Origin of the sequence: Acinetobacter legionensis (assembly GCF_048552295.1) — a bacterium.
Lineage (GTDB): Bacteria > Pseudomonadota > Gammaproteobacteria > Pseudomonadales > Moraxellaceae > Acinetobacter.
Genome location: NZ_JBIMCW010000012.1, coordinates 97,827 through 114,573, shown reverse-complemented (window position 1 = coordinate 114,573; position 16,747 = coordinate 97,827). Strand labels below are relative to the sequence as shown.

Below are 16,747 nucleotides of genomic sequence, written 5' to 3'. Positions count from 1 at the left end.
GGGGATACAGATTGAGTAGTGCAAGATGAGGCATCACCTACACAAAGAGAGAAGGAACTTTCAAGATCAATATGATTCACTCAACATAATTATTTTTGGATTTAAAAACAACTATTGCTGAAAATCTCGTATCGACAATTCACCATGTTCGCCTCGCCAAATCCATTTTAAACGACTATCTGCAAAACGTTCACCTTCAAACCAAACAAATAGCCCTTCCATCATCTCAGGCCAATCACTTTGACTGATATAGGTACGTTTTGAAATCACCGCAATAATCGCAGCAAGAATCGTATCGTGGCTCACAGCCAAACTAATACCGTTGTTTAGCGTAGGATGTGTTTCATAGATTAATTCAAGCACATCCACCACACCCGTAATCGGATGCTTCATACCAGGTAAGGCATTATTGACAAAACTGTTGATAAAACCTAAAGCACCTTGTGCTCTAAAATAGGGAGCAGCCTGTTTAATATCCAGCACAAAGCTTCCCGGCTCAACCAATAAGCCCTTTTCTACAATTTCGATATGATGGGTATTCGGATAAGGAGAAATTCCGTCAGCGCCTTGAATCATCAAAGCCGCGGTATCGACACAACGCTGAATGGGGCTTGAAATACAATGTTGGATCACTCGATCCGTATTTTCAATCAAATAACAGCCCCAAGCTTGGGCTAGATCACGACCTTGGGAAGTTAATTGCAGATCATAACCTGCCAGCCCCTGCCCATTCACAACCTCACGAATTGAATGACGCGTGAATAAGGTTACAGGTGTTTTCGCATCGGGCAATAAATCTATTGCTTTTAGCATACTGTTCGGCAATAAATCTAAGGCCATATCAACTTAAAACTCATTTTTATACAAGCTTACTATAACATATGCAGCCAAACGCTCAATCTAATCTCAAAGTGTTAAATTATCTATAAAATGCATATGTATATCAGATTAAAAGCTCACATTGCTTAATGCTTCTAAAGCAATTTCTTTATTTTCGATGTTCCGAAATGCGATAAATCCATCATTTAAAACGGTATCACGTTGATTATAGGTAAATGGTACCGCAGCTAAACTCAGTAATCCGCCACCAATACTTTCCAATAATCCTTGTCCTGCACTGGTATCCCACTCAGAGGTAGGATGGAATCTTGGATAAATATCGATTTCACCTTCAAGCATCATACAAAACTTATAGGCACTGCCAGCCTCGCGTCTAATTACAGGTGACTCTTGCTCAATATAATCAATATATTGCTGATACTTTGGGTTTTTACTGCTATGGCTGAGCCCAATTTGAATTGCATCTTCCTCTACCGCTTTAAATTTGCAATAACGTTCCCAAGTATTATGAATAAAGCAATATTTATAAGGCAATTCTGTTAAATAACCTAAATACATCACTTGTTCAGTAGGTACAGCAATGATTGAGAATATGGTTTGGTGATTGTGAATTAGACTTAAATTAATGGTGAATTCATCACGTTCATGAATAAATTCTTTTGTTCCATCCAAAGGATCCAGCATCCAGCAAATATTCCATGTATGTCGTTGAGAATAATCACTCTCTTCTGATAGAACTGGAATTTCAGGGGTAATTTTAGCTAATTGTTCAATTAAATAGGCATTTACTTTTAAGTCAGCTTGGGTAACTGGTGACTGATCATCCTTTTTATCAATATTAAACGCATTTCCAGCACAATAATTTTGATATTCCTCGAGCAAGATCTGACTTGCAGATGCCAAAACTGGAACTAATTTTAAAATTTGTTCATCTTGTGGTGCTTGAGTGGTAATAAACATTGATCCGACCTGTAGGATGTCTGATTTTTGTCCACAAGCCTACCATTTTTTTATGTTGAGTGCATGAAAACAATAACTTTTAAGTAATAAATATCTTGAGCTTAGATGTGCTTTTCGAACACTATATAGACTTCTAAATTTTCATTTGATTTAGATTACTCCAAGTCTATTCAACCTATTTAAAATTTTATCCAATGAAATCCATTTTAATATGGATAAATTAACCAATAACATATTGTTTTTATTAATTGTATTTATATAATTCCTCACAACTTTAAAATTCAGGCTTCAGATGCGTTGAATTTTAATCGTTGTTTTGTTCATGAATATTTTTTAAATCGGATCTATGTTCATATATATTTTTTTGCAGTTCAAAAATATGACTAAGCACTTTGCCGATAAGCAAAATATTTTCCCTATTTTCCAATTCTGGTGCTTCTTGGATTTTTCCTGAAATATTATCTAATAGCATCGCTGCTTAATGTAATTCAGAATTTATAATATCTAATATGTTCATTTAATTCTCATTTATATCGTTTGGATCTAAGTGTTATAGCATTTAGATCTAATGCTTTAGATTGTAATATATGTAGTTGGCTCAAATTTTGAAACCATCGCTAGCGATTAGTGACCAATAAAGAAATTCGAAAATAGTAAGCTATCCAGTTCATCATCCCACATTTATTTTATTAAAATTTACACACTCATCATGTCTTTGCTAAACTTTAAAAAACTTAGGAGTTTCTTGAATGCAAAAACCGATCATCTTTTTTGATATGGACGGCACACTCCTTGATTTAGCTTTCGATGATCTGATCTGGAATACCAAACTCCCCGAACGTCATGCAGAAACCCATCAATGTAGTTTAGAGCACAGTCAAAATATTCTAAATGCATTTTATCAACAACATAATCATACCCTCTGCTGGTATTCTTCAAAATATTGGTCTGAAAAAGTTGGGGTTGATGTCCTCCAGTTACAATATGATTTTAAAGATAAAATCACCCCAAGAACGGGCTGTTTTGACTTATTAAAACAATTAAAAATACAAGGTTATCGTTGTTGGTTACTGACCAATGCAGATTGTGCTGGCTTAAAACTTAAACTTGAAAATGTTGATCTCAGCCCTTATTTTGAAGTAATGATCAGTAGTGAAGAAATTGGCTATTCCAAAGAGTTTATTGAGTTTTGGCAAATCCTACAGCAAAAGCATCCATTTGACCCACAAAATGCATGTTTTGTGGATGACACTATCCCAGTATTAAAAGGTGCTGAAAAGTTTGGTATAGCACACTTAATCACGATTACCCAACCTTCCAGTGGTCGTACTGCGCGTCATCAATTAGAATTGGAATATCCTGCAATCAATCATTTAACTGAGCTTTTACTTTTACTGAAAAACGTAGTGTTAGCAAATTTACAGTCAACAGATTTAGAACATAAGGATGTCGATGTCAAAACAGCCTGAGAAACAACAACTTGAAACAATGCGTGTAGACAAATGGCTTTGGGCTGCACGTTTTTTTAAAACACGCTCTATTGCCAAAGATGCAATCGAGGGTGGTAAAGTTCATCATAATAATGAACGTGTTAAAGTCTCAAAAGAGATTCGTGTTGGAATGGAGCTCACCATACAACAAGGTTTTGATCGTAAAACGGTAGTGATTAAAGCACTCTCCTTTGTTCGTGGCGGCGCACCGATCGCCCAACAACTTTATGAAGAAACTGAGGTGAGTGTGGCACGTAGAGAGTTGATTTCATCCCAAAGAAAATTGCATAATCTAGCACGCCCTGATCATCGACCAAGTAAAAAAGATCGACGACAAATTAGCAAATTTAAACAAGAAAATGATCAACAATTTGACCAATCTTGGTCCTATGATGATGACTGAATTCGTTTAGGTTGGGTACGACATCTTATGTCGTACTAATGTTTTTTAATATAGAACCATTTTTTATTTTCTGTCACTATTACTGCCGTGGACGAAAGATCAAATTTAATGACATCCACTTAAGATATTAGTGATATTACATCGTTTGAGGTTTACGAGATGGATGATAACAAAAGCAAGGCACTGAATGCGGCACTGAGCCAAATTGAGAAACAATTTGGTAAAAACACAGTGATGCGCTTAGGTGATAACACTGTTCAAGCGGTTGAAGCAGTTTCTACAGGCTCTTTAACACTTGATATTGCATTGGGTATTGGGGGCTTACCAAAAGGTCGTATCGTTGAAATTTACGGTCCTGAATCTTCTGGTAAAACGACAATGACGCTACAAGCCATTGCGCAATGCCAAAAAGCAGGTGGAACATGTGCCTTTATTGATGCGGAACATGCTTTAGATCCACAATATGCACGTAAACTTGGGGTAGATATAGACAACCTTTTAGTTTCACAACCAGATAATGGTGAACAAGCACTTGAAATCGCAGATATGTTGGTTCGTTCGGGTGCAGTCGATATGATCGTTGTCGATTCTGTAGCAGCGTTAACCCCTAAAGCCGAAATTGAAGGCGAAATGGGTGACTCTCACATGGGTCTACAAGCACGTTTGATGAGCCAAGCTTTACGTAAAATCACAGGTAATGCCAAACGTTCAAACTGTATGGTTATCTTCATTAACCAAATTCGTATGAAAATTGGGGTTATGTTTGGTAGCCCTGAAACCACAACTGGTGGTAACGCATTGAAGTTCTATGCTTCTGTTCGCTTGGATATTCGTCGTATTGGGCAAGTTAAAGAAGGCGATGAAATTGTAGGTTCTGAAACCAAAGTCAAAGTTGTAAAAAACAAAATGGCGCCTCCTTTCCGTGAAGCACTTTTCCAGATCATGTATGGTAAAGGTGTGAACCATTTAGGTGAATTGGTTGATCTGGCTGTTGCACAAGAACTCGTACAAAAAGCGGGTGCTTGGTATTCATATCAAGGTGACAAAATCGGTCAAGGTAAAAACAATGTCATTCGACATTTAGAGGAAAATCCTCAATTGGCTCAAGATCTTGATCGTATGATTCGTGAAAAACTTTTAACCACAGCCAATGCTGCACCTGCAGAAGATAAAGAAGAAGAACCTGATCTTTTAGATGTTTAAATTAAAACTTTATTTTAAGTTTATCAAGCGCCTTTCGAGGCGCTTTTTTATGCTAAAAACCAAATTAAACAACAGTCATTTTGATTTAAGATAAATTTCAGTTATAACTAAACGAAAGCCCTATAAATCAGACTTAATCATTATCATGTATAAAAAAATCAGAACAATCACTGAGTTTTTATTTTTTCGAGCCCCACAAATTCAAGAAAATATACTGGATCAACATTTCTGCAATAAAACGATTTTAATTACAGGTGCAAGTTTTGGGATTGGTGAAGCATGTGCAAGGCTGTTATCCAATACACAATGCACGCTTGTGCTGATTGCACGTAGTACAGATAAGCTTGTACAACTCAAAAGTGAATTAGAATCTAATCAATGCCATATTGAAATCATCTGTGCAGATTTATATCAATCCGATGCCGCAGAACATATTTTTCAAAGCCTAACAGCGCGCAATATTCAGATTGATGTATTGATCCATAATGCAGGAAAATCAATTCAGCGCTCTATTTGGGATAGCTTAGATCGCCCACAGGATATCGATCGAACCATTGCAATTAATTACATCAACCCTGCCCAACTTACCCGTTTATTGTTAACTGATTTAAAACTCAAGCAAGGGCAAATTATTGTGGTTTCAACCATCAACACCAAACTATTTGCCCCGCCATTTTGGTCAACCTATCAAGCCTCGAAAACAGCAATGCAACAGTGGATTCTTGCCATTCAACCAGAATTGGCGGTTTATGAAGTACACGCAGGCTTAGTCTACTTACCCTTAGTCCGTACACGAATGATTTTACCCACTAAACAATATCAGCAAATGCCAGCGATGCAAGCAAAAGACGCCGCTCAAGCAATTCTTGCGTGCCTAATTTATCGTAAACGACAATGGCAACCATGGTGGCTAGGAGTTGCACAGATTGCTTCAATATTGTTGATCACACCGATTTATTATTTCTATAAAAATTTACTCAAGCGAAAGTTATAAGATGAAATGGTTCTTTTGGTTAAGATGGTGCATAAGTTTATGCTATAGCACTATTCAACATGGTATTCATTTATATAGTATTTTAGATTCACAGACACGTATTCAAAAAGATAAAACAGCATTTATTATTGATGATCGTCAAATTAGCTTTTTAGAATTAAAATGTAGAACTGACCAACTTATTTGTGAATGGCAAAAAACACATAAGCAAAAGCAACTTCCGCAACAGATTGGTTTAATGATGCAACAAGACCTAGATAGCTTGGCGGCCTTGTTTGCACTGAGCCGTTTAGGTAAAGATATCATTATCGTTAACCCCAGCCTCGTACAGCATAAACTTCAAGCTTTAATTGACCAGAAACAACTGCATCTTATTGGCGGTTTAGATACATTCACTCAACTCAATATCCAAAATTTTACGCTTATTCCTCCACCAAGTACTCAGCAGAAATTTCGTATAAAACCGACTTATTTTAATAAAATAAGTGTCTGTTCTTCTGGTTCAACAGGAATTCCTAAAGTTGCGACAAGGCAATCTAAACCACTACAAAGTTTACCTTTGTTAGACCTCATGCTCAGGAAACTAAAATTTTTTAAAATTAAGCAAATTTTTGTGATGACACCGCTCTGCCATGCGGCAGGTTTAACTGCCAGTTTGATGGCACTGAGCTTTCATAAAACTGTGATTTTGCAAAAACGTTTTGATCCACAATCTGCCAAGCAACTGATTAAACACCATCAAATTGATTGTTTAAACTTAGTGCCCACTATTTTATACCGTTTAATTGAACTGAATGCTCCTCTGTGCTCAGTACAATACATCATTACAGGTAGCGCGCCTTTAAGCGCGAAATTGGTCAAACACGCGCTACTACACTATCCTCAGCTACAACTGTTCAATCTCTATGGCAGCTCTGAAAGTGGTATTAACCTCTTGGCAACAACAACTGATTTAAAACGAAATCCAGAAAGTATAGGAAAAGCTATTCAAGGTGTACAAATTAAAATTGCCGACTCTACGGGTCAGCCTTTAGAAAATGGCAATATCGGTATCTTATGGAGCAAATGTGCTTGGTCAATTACACCGAATCAATGGTTACAGTGCGGAGATTTAGCCGTACAAGATGCTGAAGGTTATTATTATTTAAAAGGTCGCTCTGATGATATGTTAATTTGCGGTGGAGTCAATGTTTACCCGATTGACTTGGAAAATATTTTATATACCCATAGCGCAATTAGCTATGCACGCGCTTATGCTATAGATGATACTGATCTTGGACAATGCTTGGCAGTAGACATTATTCTCTATCAGGTACTGAATATTGAAGAATTACAATTATGGATTAGTGGCCAAACGCCTCGCTACCTTCGCCCTAAATCAATTCGAATCATTGACCGAATAGAAACGGATAGTATGGGTAAGCCAGTTTAGGCGTTATTAAGCTTCGACATGAAGCGTTTTAAATAAAAATTTAAATCCTCATATCTGTTTATCTTCCCCCTCTAATACTTGCTTAGACTCTTTGATATTTAGGAGGAGTAAAATTCATCTGTATAGCATTTGCACTGTTAAAAAAATGAATTAAAGCTAAACTAGCATTTATCTCTGAAATAAATAGATTGTTATCAATAGCTATGAGCCGAGCAAAATTTCCCAAATTGTTAGATTACCAAAAACTCAAACAGCAATTTGGTGAACAGGAAGCAACAGAGTATCAGCATTCTACATCTCGACCTGCAGAACCTGAATCTAATATTGCAAATGATGAACACGCTTTTAATGCCGCACAGGATCTTGCACCCAAACCACAGGGCTTGACCGGTACTCGTTTGCGTTCTTATGCTTTTGCTGTGTTGACTCGAAAAGAATATTCTAAAGCTGATCTGATTGAAAAGCTGATGACCTATGCACAAAGCCGTGAAGAGGTTTTAACTTTGGTTGATGAGTTGTCAGCAAATAACTACCAAAGTGACCAACGCGTAGCGGAAATGACTGTACGTAGCCAAGTCCGTAGAGGTAAAGGCCCGAATCGAATCAAACTGGCTTTACGTGCCAAACAACTGGATAAAGCCTTGGTTCAAGAGGATATTGCAGAAATTGATTGGTATGAACAAGCCTATCAATTGAAAGTTAAGAAATATGGTACGGAGGTCAGCAAGGATCCAAAAATTAAAGCCAAACAAATTCGCTTTTTACAATATCGTGGGTTTGAAATGGATGCGATTATGAAAGCAATTTCAAAAAAACCAAGTGATGATTGATGATGGTCAGTCGATACAATTCCAAATAAACTTTTCATTTAAAGGTAGGTTGAAAATCTTAGGCTGAAAATCTATTGATAGAATTCCCTTCTCACTTTTGTTTTCTTATAAATTCTAAGCAGATGCAATATCTTTTAGCCCTGCACAAGCTAGCATTTCATTCATCCATAAAACTATATGCGTATTTTCAATACAAGCTCAATAAGGATGATAGATCTTTAATCACGACTAAAAAATGATGGTTGAATTAAATAAGAGGGTCTAAAGATTGAAAATATAAATTTTCAGGAATTAAATAACAGAGATAATTTTAAAATGTAGCATATAAATTGAATGGATATATTGAGTTATTATTATTGGTAAATTTAGAAATCTGGTGGCAGCCCTACTAGCAAAATCTCGGCACATCGTATTTCTGATACCGTTGCTACCTTCCGGTCCTGGCGGGGTTTTCAGAGTACAATTGCGAAACCACCAGCAGGGCTACCATTGCAAGAACAGAGTATAGAGATTTTTAATTTTCTTTCAAGCCTAACATTGTGATTTTCTCAAGTTATTCATTCGTTTGCTTATTTCATCATCAATATGGTTAATTTTTAACAGTAATTCTAACTTTCTTTTCAATAGCCCATTAAACTTATCAAGCATCCGTTAATATTTTACTGATTTTTTTCTCAGCACTACTTCATAAATTACAAGCGTTAAAATACAAAAAAGCTTCATATTGCATTAGAATTAGCTGAAGATTGTAAAAGCATCTTGCAATTCCGCCCCTAGCCGTTTTTAATGATAACAATTATTGATTTTCAAATAGCCCATATCAACCTATTTGAAAAATTTTGACTTTGATGGATTTTAAATTATGCTAAAAAAGCATGCTCTGTTTTCTATTGCTTTACTCAGTTCAGCATCTTTATATGCAATTCCTATAGAATCTCGTGGATTAAGTGATACTGCATCATCGCGAAATGATGTAGCAAATTCACCAGCACCCATTGCTGGAAATATGAATTGGGATTTAATACAAAAGAATCAACAATTAGAAAATCAAATTCGTGAATTACGTGGCAAGATTGAAGAACAAGATCATGCCATCGATCAATTAAACAAAGAACTCACCAACCGCTATACCGATTTAGACCAGCGTCTTGAACTTCTCAATCAAAAGCTTGAACCTGAGAGCAATCAACCAGAACAAGCCCCCGCTGAAAATGCGCCTGTCGATAGTTCAAACACAACTGATCAAACAACTTCGACAAACAAAGCTACGATAAATAGCCCAGTACCGACAACGGCACAAAATTCAGCAACACCAACCACCGATAGTGGCAATAATACCAGCGATCCTGTTGCACTCGAAAAAGCTGCCTATACTATCGCTTTAGATGCGTATAAAAAAGGCGGTGCAAAACAAGCCATTGCTCCTATGCAAAACTTTATTAAAAACTATCCAAACAGTATTTATACTGGAAATGCTTATTTCTGGTTAGCTGAGTTTCAATTGGCAATTGATCCGCCAAACTATAATGACGCCAAGAAAAACTATGAAATTGTGGCAGCTAAATTTCCAAACTCATCTAAAGCACCACGTGCCTTATACCAACTTTATAGTATTGCCAAAGATGTCAACAAGAATACCCAAACTGCGAATGTCTATAAAAATAAACTGTTAAGCACTTACCCTAAATCAGAAGAAGCTGGTTTTTTCAAAAAAGGCTAACAATCTTATTTATAGCTTAAACAAAAAAAATGCCTCAACTATGAGGCATTTTTTGGAATCATTAACAATTAACGCACGATACCGCGCTTAGATTCTAATACTGAATCAATCAATAACTGGACTTCTTCAACTTCTGGAAGGATCTCTTGACGAATTTTTTCAATGGCTTGCTCAGTGGTTAAACTCTCTTTATAGATCAATTTAAACGACTCTCTTAAGCCTTGAATCACATTCTTAGACCAGCCTTTACGGCGCATCCCTTCTACGTTCATACCATAGGCATGCGCAGGATTGCCTGAAACCATGACATAAGCGGGAACATCTTTAAGAATCAATGATGCGCCACCAATCATACTATAAGAATCAATCTTACAGAATTGATGGATACCTGAGTTCCCGCCCACAATGACGAAATCGCCAATGTGCACATGACCAGCGATGCCTACATTATTTGCAAAAATATTGTTATTTCCAATCAAACAATCATGTGCAATGTGTGTATTCACCATCAATAGGTTATTGTTCCCTATTTTGGTTAGACCTCGATCTTGAACAGTGCCACGATGTAAGCTGCAATGTTCACGGATTTTGTTATTGTCGCCAATTTCTAACCAAGTTTCTTCACCCTGGTATTTTAAATCTTGACAAATTTCACCTACACTTGCGAATTGGAAAATATCGTTATTTTCACCAATACGTGTATAACCTCCAATCACAACATGTGAGTGAAGTTTGGTACCAGCACCAATCGTCACTTGCGGACCAATAATACAATATGGTCCAATTTGGACATCTGGTGCTATCACTGCAGAAGAGTCAATAATAGCGGTTGGGTGGATTAAGTCGTTACTGCTCATGCCTGCTCTAATTTCTGATGAGAAATGATAATTTCAGCTGTTGCTGCTACCACGCCGTCAACACTGGCAGTACATAAATACTTGTAAATGCCACGTTTTTGCATGAGTAATTCAGATTTTAGCACGAGTTGGTCACCTGGTACGACTTGTTTTTTAAATCGTATTTTTTCAGCACCAGCGAATAAGAACAAAGAACCTGGTCTTGGCTTTTCATTATTCATGATAAAACCGAGCACACCAGAAACTTGTGCCATCGCCTCAACGATCAAAACACCCGGCATAATTGGATAGCCTGGGAAATGACCCTGCATAAATTCTTCATTAATTGAAACGTTTTTGTATCCTACAATCCCATTCTCTGTAACTTCAGTTACACGATCGACAAGCAAAAATGGATAACGATGTGGCAAATATTCGCGAATCGTTTGGGTTTGCATTGGTAATTCAGGAACCGTAAAAGGTAGAGATTTAGACTCAGTCATAATTATTTACGCGACTTTAAAGTTGATTCAATGGACTCAATTTGAGCCTGCATATGATCTATTTGTTTCACCAGTTTGGTCAATGGCACATCTGCTAATTGTCTTAAGCGAACAACCGTTCTTTTCCAATGATTTGTTTCAAACTGTCCAGTACCTGAAGAATAAGAACCCGCTTCAGAAATACTTTTTGTGACTATTGACATTCCAGTAATCGTAACATTATCCGTGATTTTTATATGCCCTACGATACCAACAGCACCCGCAAGAACACAGTTTTTGCCAATAATGGTACTTCCCGCAATACCACACTTAGCTGCGATGGCAGTATTCTCGCCAATCTGCACGTTATGGGCGATTTGCACAAGGTTATCAATAATGACACCATCATGAATGATTGTATCGTCCAAAGCACCACGATCAATACTACAATTTGAACCTATACGGACATCATTTCCAATACGTACAGAACCCAATTGAGCAATACGATTCCACTTTCCTTGATAGGGAGCAAAACCGAAGCCCTCTCCACCAATAGCGGTATTAGAATGAATTCGAACACGATCTGCGATTTTTGTTTGACCTGTGATCAGCACATGAGAGTCAATGAAACTGTCTTTGCCAATTTCAACACCATCGTCAATTTTGCTTTGCGATTGGATAATTGTATTTGCACCCACCACACAATCATTACCAATCACAACATAATGACCAATATACGCATCATCTGCAATAATTGCTGAAGGAGAGATTTGTGCAGTACTTTCGATCCCCCGTTTACTTATTTTAACTTCAAATTGATGGGTTAAAATTGCAAAAGCGAGATAGGGATTGGCAACAACAATAAAATTCTGGCAATTTGTAAGCTGTTCTTTTAACTCGGCCGTGACAATCAAAGCACCGGCTTTAGAGTTTTGAGCTTCATTCAAATATTTGTCGTTATTTACAAAAGAAATATGATTGGATTGCGCATGTTCTAAACTTGCAAGCCCATCTAAAACAAAATTGGCTTGACCAATTAGCTCACCTTGTACAAGCTGAGCTAATTCATCGAGATGAAAACGATTTGATTTCATTGATTATTTAATTGCATTAACCTTTTGGATCATTTTAGCAGTTAAATCACTCTTTGCGTCATAAGCTAGTGCTGAATTTTTATTCAAAACAAAGTCTAATCCACCTTCTTGGCGCAATTGTTCAGCAACTTGCTTTACACGAGCCTCAAAAGTCGCATTAGTATTTTGAATTGTACTTTGTACTTTAGCCTGAACACCTTGCTGAATCGTTTGGAATTCATTCACTTTTGCTTGATACTGCGCATTAATTTGCTGAACATTTGCACCTTGAGCCTGTGCTTTTTGTTTCAATGCCTCAATATCTTTGGTGATTTGTTCAAGCTTCGTGGTTTGCGGTTTAACCGATTGTTCTAAACTTGCATTCTGTTGCTTTAAGTAGCTGCTACTTTCTACAACTTTTTCTAGATCAACTACACCAAAACCAGCTGCTTGAACCAATCCAGCAAAACCTAAACCCAAGCCCATAATGGCCATTTTCATTGTTTTCATCATTGTTCCTTATATTAAGTTAAATCTCGTAAAAAGATCACACTTAGAAAGTACGACCAATCTCGAATTGAATATTTTTAGTTTCATCGCCCGGTTTGTCATTCAGTGGGAATGCATAACTCAACGAAAGCGGGCCAATCATGGTAATCCAAGTAAAGCCTACACCCACGCTATAACGCATGTTACCAAAGTCAAAATCATAGTTATCTTTACAGTACTTTTTAGCATCAACACCTTGATCAGTGTCACCACCTTGCCAATATAATTTACCTGTAGCAGTACTACAATTTGTATCAAAAACTTGCGCACCTTCAGCAAAAATCACAGGGCGAATCTGACGTGCCCAATCACCTTTAAATGGCACTGGTAAAGCCAACTCTGTACCAAATTGTACTAAAGCATTACCACCGACTTCTTCAGGATCGTAATCTTTGGTTTTTCTTTCATTATACGTTACACCAGGATATTTGGGTCCCAATGTACTATTGTCATAACCACGAACCGAGCCAAAACCACCTGCATAGAAGTTTTTATAGAAGGGTAAATCATTACCATAACCTAACTTACCATAGCCACGTAATACAAAATCACGACCTAATGGGAAATAAGTTTGCGCATCATATGTGACTTTTTGATATTCAACATCACTACCTGGTAATGCAATTTCAGCATTGATACGATGTGCTGTACCATTGGTAGGGAAAATTGGACGATTCAATGTATTATATGACCAACCTAAATTTAAATTATAAGTTAGATATTTACCTTCAAATGCATCACCATATGGAGATAACTTATCAGCAGGACAGTCTTTATAACCCGTTATTTTACTAGGATCTTTTGGGTCCTCATAAAGTGGTTCTAAATCAACTGTACAATATGTTGAAGTATGCGTTTGCTTGCCACCATTTGCTAGCAAATAATCACGTACATAAGTTGAAACATAAGCACCGGTAGTTACTTTAGTTTGGTCAATGTTTAGACCCGCACTAATATTTTGGTTCTCGTCAATTGGATAACCAAAAGTAATACCACCACCAATACTATCCGTCACATAGTTGTTAACGTTATAGTCATCATTTAACTTGGTTTTACGATAGTACATATTATAACCACGACTAACACCATCTATGGTAAAGTATGGATCTGTCACACTTAAGTTATAATAATCTTGAGTTTCTGAACGAGATAAATCGATAGCAACACGATTACCTGTTCCCATAAAGTTAGTTTGGCTTAAACCTGCTTGGAATGTGATACCACCATTCTGAGAGTAACCCACTGCCAATGTACTGGTACCAGAATGCTGTTCTTCAACATCAATATTCAAGTCCATTTGATCTGGCAAGTTCGGTACGCGAACAGGCTTAACATCAACTTTACTAAAGAAACCAGTACGTTCTAAACGAACTTTAGACAAGTCAATTTTTTCATTACTCGCTAAAGCACCTTCCATTTGACGCATTTCACGACGTAATACTTCATCCGCAGTTTTGGTATTACCAGTAAAGTTAATACGACGTACAGTTACTTGTTGACCAGGATTAATATAATAATTTAAATCAACTACATGCGTTTCATTATTAATTTCAGGAACTACATTTACTTCTGCATAATAGTAACCTGCATTACCATATTTACGTAAAAGTAACTGTTTTACAGCATTCACTTTTTCTTGAGAATAAGTTGTCCCATCTTTATAGATTTGCAACGCTTTCAAATCTTCAGTTTTATAAAGTGCATCACCTAAAAATTTAGATTCACCAAATTTAAACTGCTCGCCTTCATTCACTGAAACTTCAATAAAGATATGTTTTTTATCTTCACTAAGATTCAAATTTGAACTGTTAATATCAAAATTGATATAACCTTTATTGAGATATAACGCACGTAATGACTCTAGACTTGCTGACATTTTTTCGCGTGCATAACGATCATTTCGAGAAATTACCGATAACCAGCCACTTTCTTTTACCGCAAACGCTTGTTTAATTTCGTCTTCTTTAAATACGGTATTACCAATAATATTGATATCAAAAACTTTTGCAGGTTTCCCTTCATTAAAATTAATATTCAATTCGACGCGGTTATTTGGCTGAGCAACTTGTTCAACTTTAATATCTGCATCATAACGACCTTGTTGAGCATATTGTTGCTCTAACTCAGTTTCTAAGGTTTGTAATGCAGACTTTTTAAGCACTTCGCCTTCAGCCAAGCCCATCTTCTTTAAACCATCCGCCAAAGCTTCTTTGGGAATCAGTTTATTTCCTTTAAAATTAATTTTTGAAATTACTGGACGTTCAATCACTTTAAACACCAAGATACCGTCTTGGTTAGATGCTTGTATATCATCAAAAAGATTTGAAGCATACAAAGCACGAATTGAATCCGCAATTGCAGGATCATTGACACGGTCACCACTATTTATTGGTAAAAGTGCAAGAACATTTTGTTGCGTTAAACGAACCAAGCCATCCACACGGATATCACGTGCAATGAACTCATCTGCCGCTTGTACTTGCTGTACAGCTGCCATCGCACTAACGAGCGCTAATGGCATAAATAAATGTGAGTGCTGCATGCCTATTATTTTCCAGTAAGTTAATCCACAATTGCGTTATAAACGCATAAAATCATTAAATATTGCTAGAAGCATCATGCTACCTAGCAGTACCATACCAATTTTTAACCCAACCAATTGTATTTGTTCAGAAACAGGCTTACCACGAATTAATTCAATAATGTAATAAACCAAATGACCACCATCTAGCATTGGAATAGGTAGTAAATTCAAGATCCCCAAACTCACACTCATCAAAGCCATAAACGAAATAAATGTCTGCCATCCCATTTCAGCGCTTTGACCGGCGACTTTGGCAATTGTAATTGGACCTGATAAATTATCTAAGCCAATTAAACCACGAACCATCTTCACCATAGAATTCAAAATCATTGCAGAAAGTTGCCCGGTCTTTTCAACAGCAACAACAAATGCTTCAGCAGGATTATATTGAATTGTTTGTTTATATTCAGTAGGAATTGTCAGTTTATCAGTCTGCGCTTGTACACCCAACATACCTGTTACATTTCCCATATTGTCACGTTTACCTTGTGGCATTACTTGTAAATGTACAATCTGTCCTTGGCGCAACACATCAACTTTAAGTAACTTTTCAGGTGATTTTTGTACCACATCTACCACATCAAACCAATCTTTCATTTTCACTTGATTGATTGAAATGATTTGATCACCCTCTTTCATTCCTTGACGAAACGCAGCGCCATCGCTACTTAACTTATAAACAGTTGCAGGGATTTGCGGACGATATGGGGTAAAACCCAGTACGTCAAAAGGTGACTGACTTTGATCTTTTAAGAAATTTTTGATGGGTAGAGCAAAACTTTGAGGCTGACCATTACGCTCAACTTGAACATCGATATGACCGGTTTCACCAACACGATCAACGATTGCATAATTAAGTTTTTCCCAAGTCGTGGTATCTGTTCCATCTACAGCAACAATTTTATCACCAATCTGCATTTGAGCTGTTGCAGCAGGGGTATTGGGCAAAATAACACCAACACGAGTATTTAATTGCTCTTGCGCAGGAAGAAATAAAATCCAAAACAAGAAAATTGCAAAAATTAAATTGATCAATGGTCCTGCAGCAACAATCGCTATACGTTTCCATGGTGCTTGACGGTTAAATGCTAATGGTAAATCTTCCGCACTAACATTACCCTCACGCTCATCTAACATTTTGACATAGCCACCCAGTGGTAATGCCGAAAGTTGATATTGGATACCTGATTTTTTCGATGTCCATTTCAACAAAGTTGGACCAAAACCAATAGAATAGACCAGTACTTTTACACCAAGCTTACGCGCAACCCAATAATGCCCAAACTCATGAATCGCAATCAGTGGACCAAGTAAAAATATGGCAGCAACAATGATAAATAAAACATTCATG

Annotated in this window: 16 protein-coding genes and 1 other RNA gene; 7 read left to right on the top strand and 10 right to left on the bottom strand. The window is 36.9% G+C overall.

The genetic code is table 11. The features are described 5' to 3' along the window. Nucleotides 1-111 precede the first annotated feature (111 nt). From ACG916_RS11490 to ACG916_RS11480, 3 genes are all read right to left on the bottom strand, one after another. Nucleotides 112-840 (bottom strand): histidine phosphatase family protein, encoded by a 729-nt coding sequence (locus ACG916_RS11490; protein ID WP_419327321.1) that lies wholly within the window; start codon nucleotides 838-840, stop codon nucleotides 112-114. A 108-nt stretch (nucleotides 841-948) separates the two neighbouring features. Further along, complete coding sequence (locus ACG916_RS11485) at nucleotides 949-1,800, bottom strand: 3'(2'),5'-bisphosphate nucleotidase CysQ family protein (RefSeq protein WP_336950883.1); 852 nt, start codon at nucleotides 1,798-1,800, stop codon at nucleotides 949-951. A 304-nt stretch (nucleotides 1,801-2,104) separates the two neighbouring features. Next, complete coding sequence (locus ACG916_RS11480) at nucleotides 2,105-2,272, bottom strand: hypothetical protein (protein WP_419327322.1); 168 nt, start codon at nucleotides 2,270-2,272, stop codon at nucleotides 2,105-2,107. A gap of 277 nt (nucleotides 2,273-2,549) precedes the next feature. On the opposite strand from ACG916_RS11480, the gene ACG916_RS11475 reads away from it, so the two are divergent. From ACG916_RS11475 to ACG916_RS11450, 6 genes are all read left to right on the top strand, one after another. Continuing rightward, complete coding sequence (locus ACG916_RS11475; RefSeq protein WP_419327323.1) at nucleotides 2,550-3,269, top strand: HAD-IA family hydrolase; 720 nt, start codon at nucleotides 2,550-2,552, stop codon at nucleotides 3,267-3,269. Then, complete coding sequence (locus tag ACG916_RS11470; RefSeq protein WP_336950812.1) at nucleotides 3,253-3,693, top strand: Hsp15 family ribosome-associated heat shock protein; 441 nt, start codon at nucleotides 3,253-3,255, stop codon at nucleotides 3,691-3,693. The genes ACG916_RS11475 and ACG916_RS11470 overlap by 17 nt, the downstream gene beginning before the upstream one ends. Nucleotides 3,694-3,852: 159 nt before the next feature. After that, nucleotides 3,853-4,896, top strand: a complete 1,044-nt coding sequence (recA, locus tag ACG916_RS11465; RefSeq protein ID WP_336950811.1) for a recombinase RecA — start codon at nucleotides 3,853-3,855, stop codon at nucleotides 4,894-4,896. Nucleotides 4,897-5,041: 145 nt separating this feature from the next. Beyond that, the gene (locus tag ACG916_RS11460; protein ID WP_419327324.1) at nucleotides 5,042-5,890 is read left to right on the top strand and encodes an SDR family NAD(P)-dependent oxidoreductase; all 849 of its coding nucleotides are present in this window, start codon (nucleotides 5,042-5,044) and stop codon (nucleotides 5,888-5,890) included. A gap of 1 nt (nucleotide 5,891) precedes the next feature. Beyond that, nucleotides 5,892-7,322 carry a class I adenylate-forming enzyme family protein gene (locus ACG916_RS11455; protein WP_419327325.1) on the top strand — a complete coding sequence of 477 codons (1,431 nt, stop codon included), beginning with the start codon at nucleotides 5,892-5,894 and terminating at the stop codon, nucleotides 7,320-7,322. 203 nt (nucleotides 7,323-7,525) lie between these two features. After that, nucleotides 7,526-8,152: a regulatory protein RecX gene (locus ACG916_RS11450; protein WP_336950808.1), complete on the top strand. Its 627-nt coding sequence runs from the start codon at nucleotides 7,526-7,528 to the stop codon at nucleotides 8,150-8,152. A gap of 383 nt (nucleotides 8,153-8,535) precedes the next feature. On the opposite strand, the gene ffs is transcribed toward ACG916_RS11450, so the two are convergent. Continuing rightward, an RNA gene (gene ffs / locus ACG916_RS11445) (signal recognition particle sRNA small type) lies at nucleotides 8,536-8,632 on the bottom strand. Nucleotides 8,633-9,014: 382 nt separating this feature from the next. Here ffs and ACG916_RS11440 point away from each other — a divergent pair. Further along, nucleotides 9,015-9,872 (top strand): YbgF trimerization domain-containing protein, encoded by an 858-nt coding sequence (locus ACG916_RS11440; protein ID WP_419327326.1) that lies wholly within the window; start codon nucleotides 9,015-9,017, stop codon nucleotides 9,870-9,872. Between the two features lie 68 nt (nucleotides 9,873-9,940). On the opposite strand, the gene lpxA is transcribed toward ACG916_RS11440, so the two are convergent. The 6 genes from lpxA to rseP are packed head-to-tail and all read right to left on the bottom strand — an operon-like array spanning nucleotide 9,941 to nucleotide 16,746. After that, a complete protein-coding gene (gene lpxA, locus ACG916_RS11435; RefSeq protein ID WP_336950806.1) occupies nucleotides 9,941-10,729 on the bottom strand; it encodes an acyl-ACP--UDP-N-acetylglucosamine O-acyltransferase in 789 nt (262 codons plus the stop codon). Continuing rightward, on the bottom strand, nucleotides 10,726-11,211 hold the full coding sequence (gene fabZ / locus ACG916_RS11430) for a 3-hydroxyacyl-ACP dehydratase FabZ (protein WP_004719745.1): 486 nt from the start codon (nucleotides 11,209-11,211) through the stop codon (nucleotides 10,726-10,728). Before fabZ ends, lpxA begins: the two co-directional genes overlap by 4 nt. Before the next feature lie 2 nt (nucleotides 11,212-11,213). Continuing rightward, nucleotides 11,214-12,284: a UDP-3-O-(3-hydroxymyristoyl)glucosamine N-acyltransferase gene (gene lpxD, locus ACG916_RS11425; RefSeq protein ID WP_419327327.1), complete on the bottom strand. Its 1,071-nt coding sequence runs from the start codon at nucleotides 12,282-12,284 to the stop codon at nucleotides 11,214-11,216. Between the two features lie 3 nt (nucleotides 12,285-12,287). After that, a complete protein-coding gene (locus ACG916_RS11420) occupies nucleotides 12,288-12,773 on the bottom strand; it encodes an OmpH/Skp family outer membrane protein (protein WP_336950804.1) in 486 nt (161 codons plus the stop codon). Nucleotides 12,774-12,816: 43 nt separating this feature from the next. Further along, nucleotides 12,817-15,354, bottom strand: coding sequence for an outer membrane protein assembly factor BamA (gene bamA, locus ACG916_RS11415; RefSeq protein WP_336950803.1), 2,538 nt, complete (start codon nucleotides 15,352-15,354; stop codon nucleotides 12,817-12,819). Nucleotides 15,355-15,390: 36 nt separating this feature from the next. Further along, the gene (gene rseP, locus ACG916_RS11410; RefSeq protein WP_419327329.1) at nucleotides 15,391-16,746 is read right to left on the bottom strand and encodes an RIP metalloprotease RseP; all 1,356 of its coding nucleotides are present in this window, start codon (nucleotides 16,744-16,746) and stop codon (nucleotides 15,391-15,393) included. Between the last annotated feature and the right edge of the window lies 1 nt (nucleotide 16,747).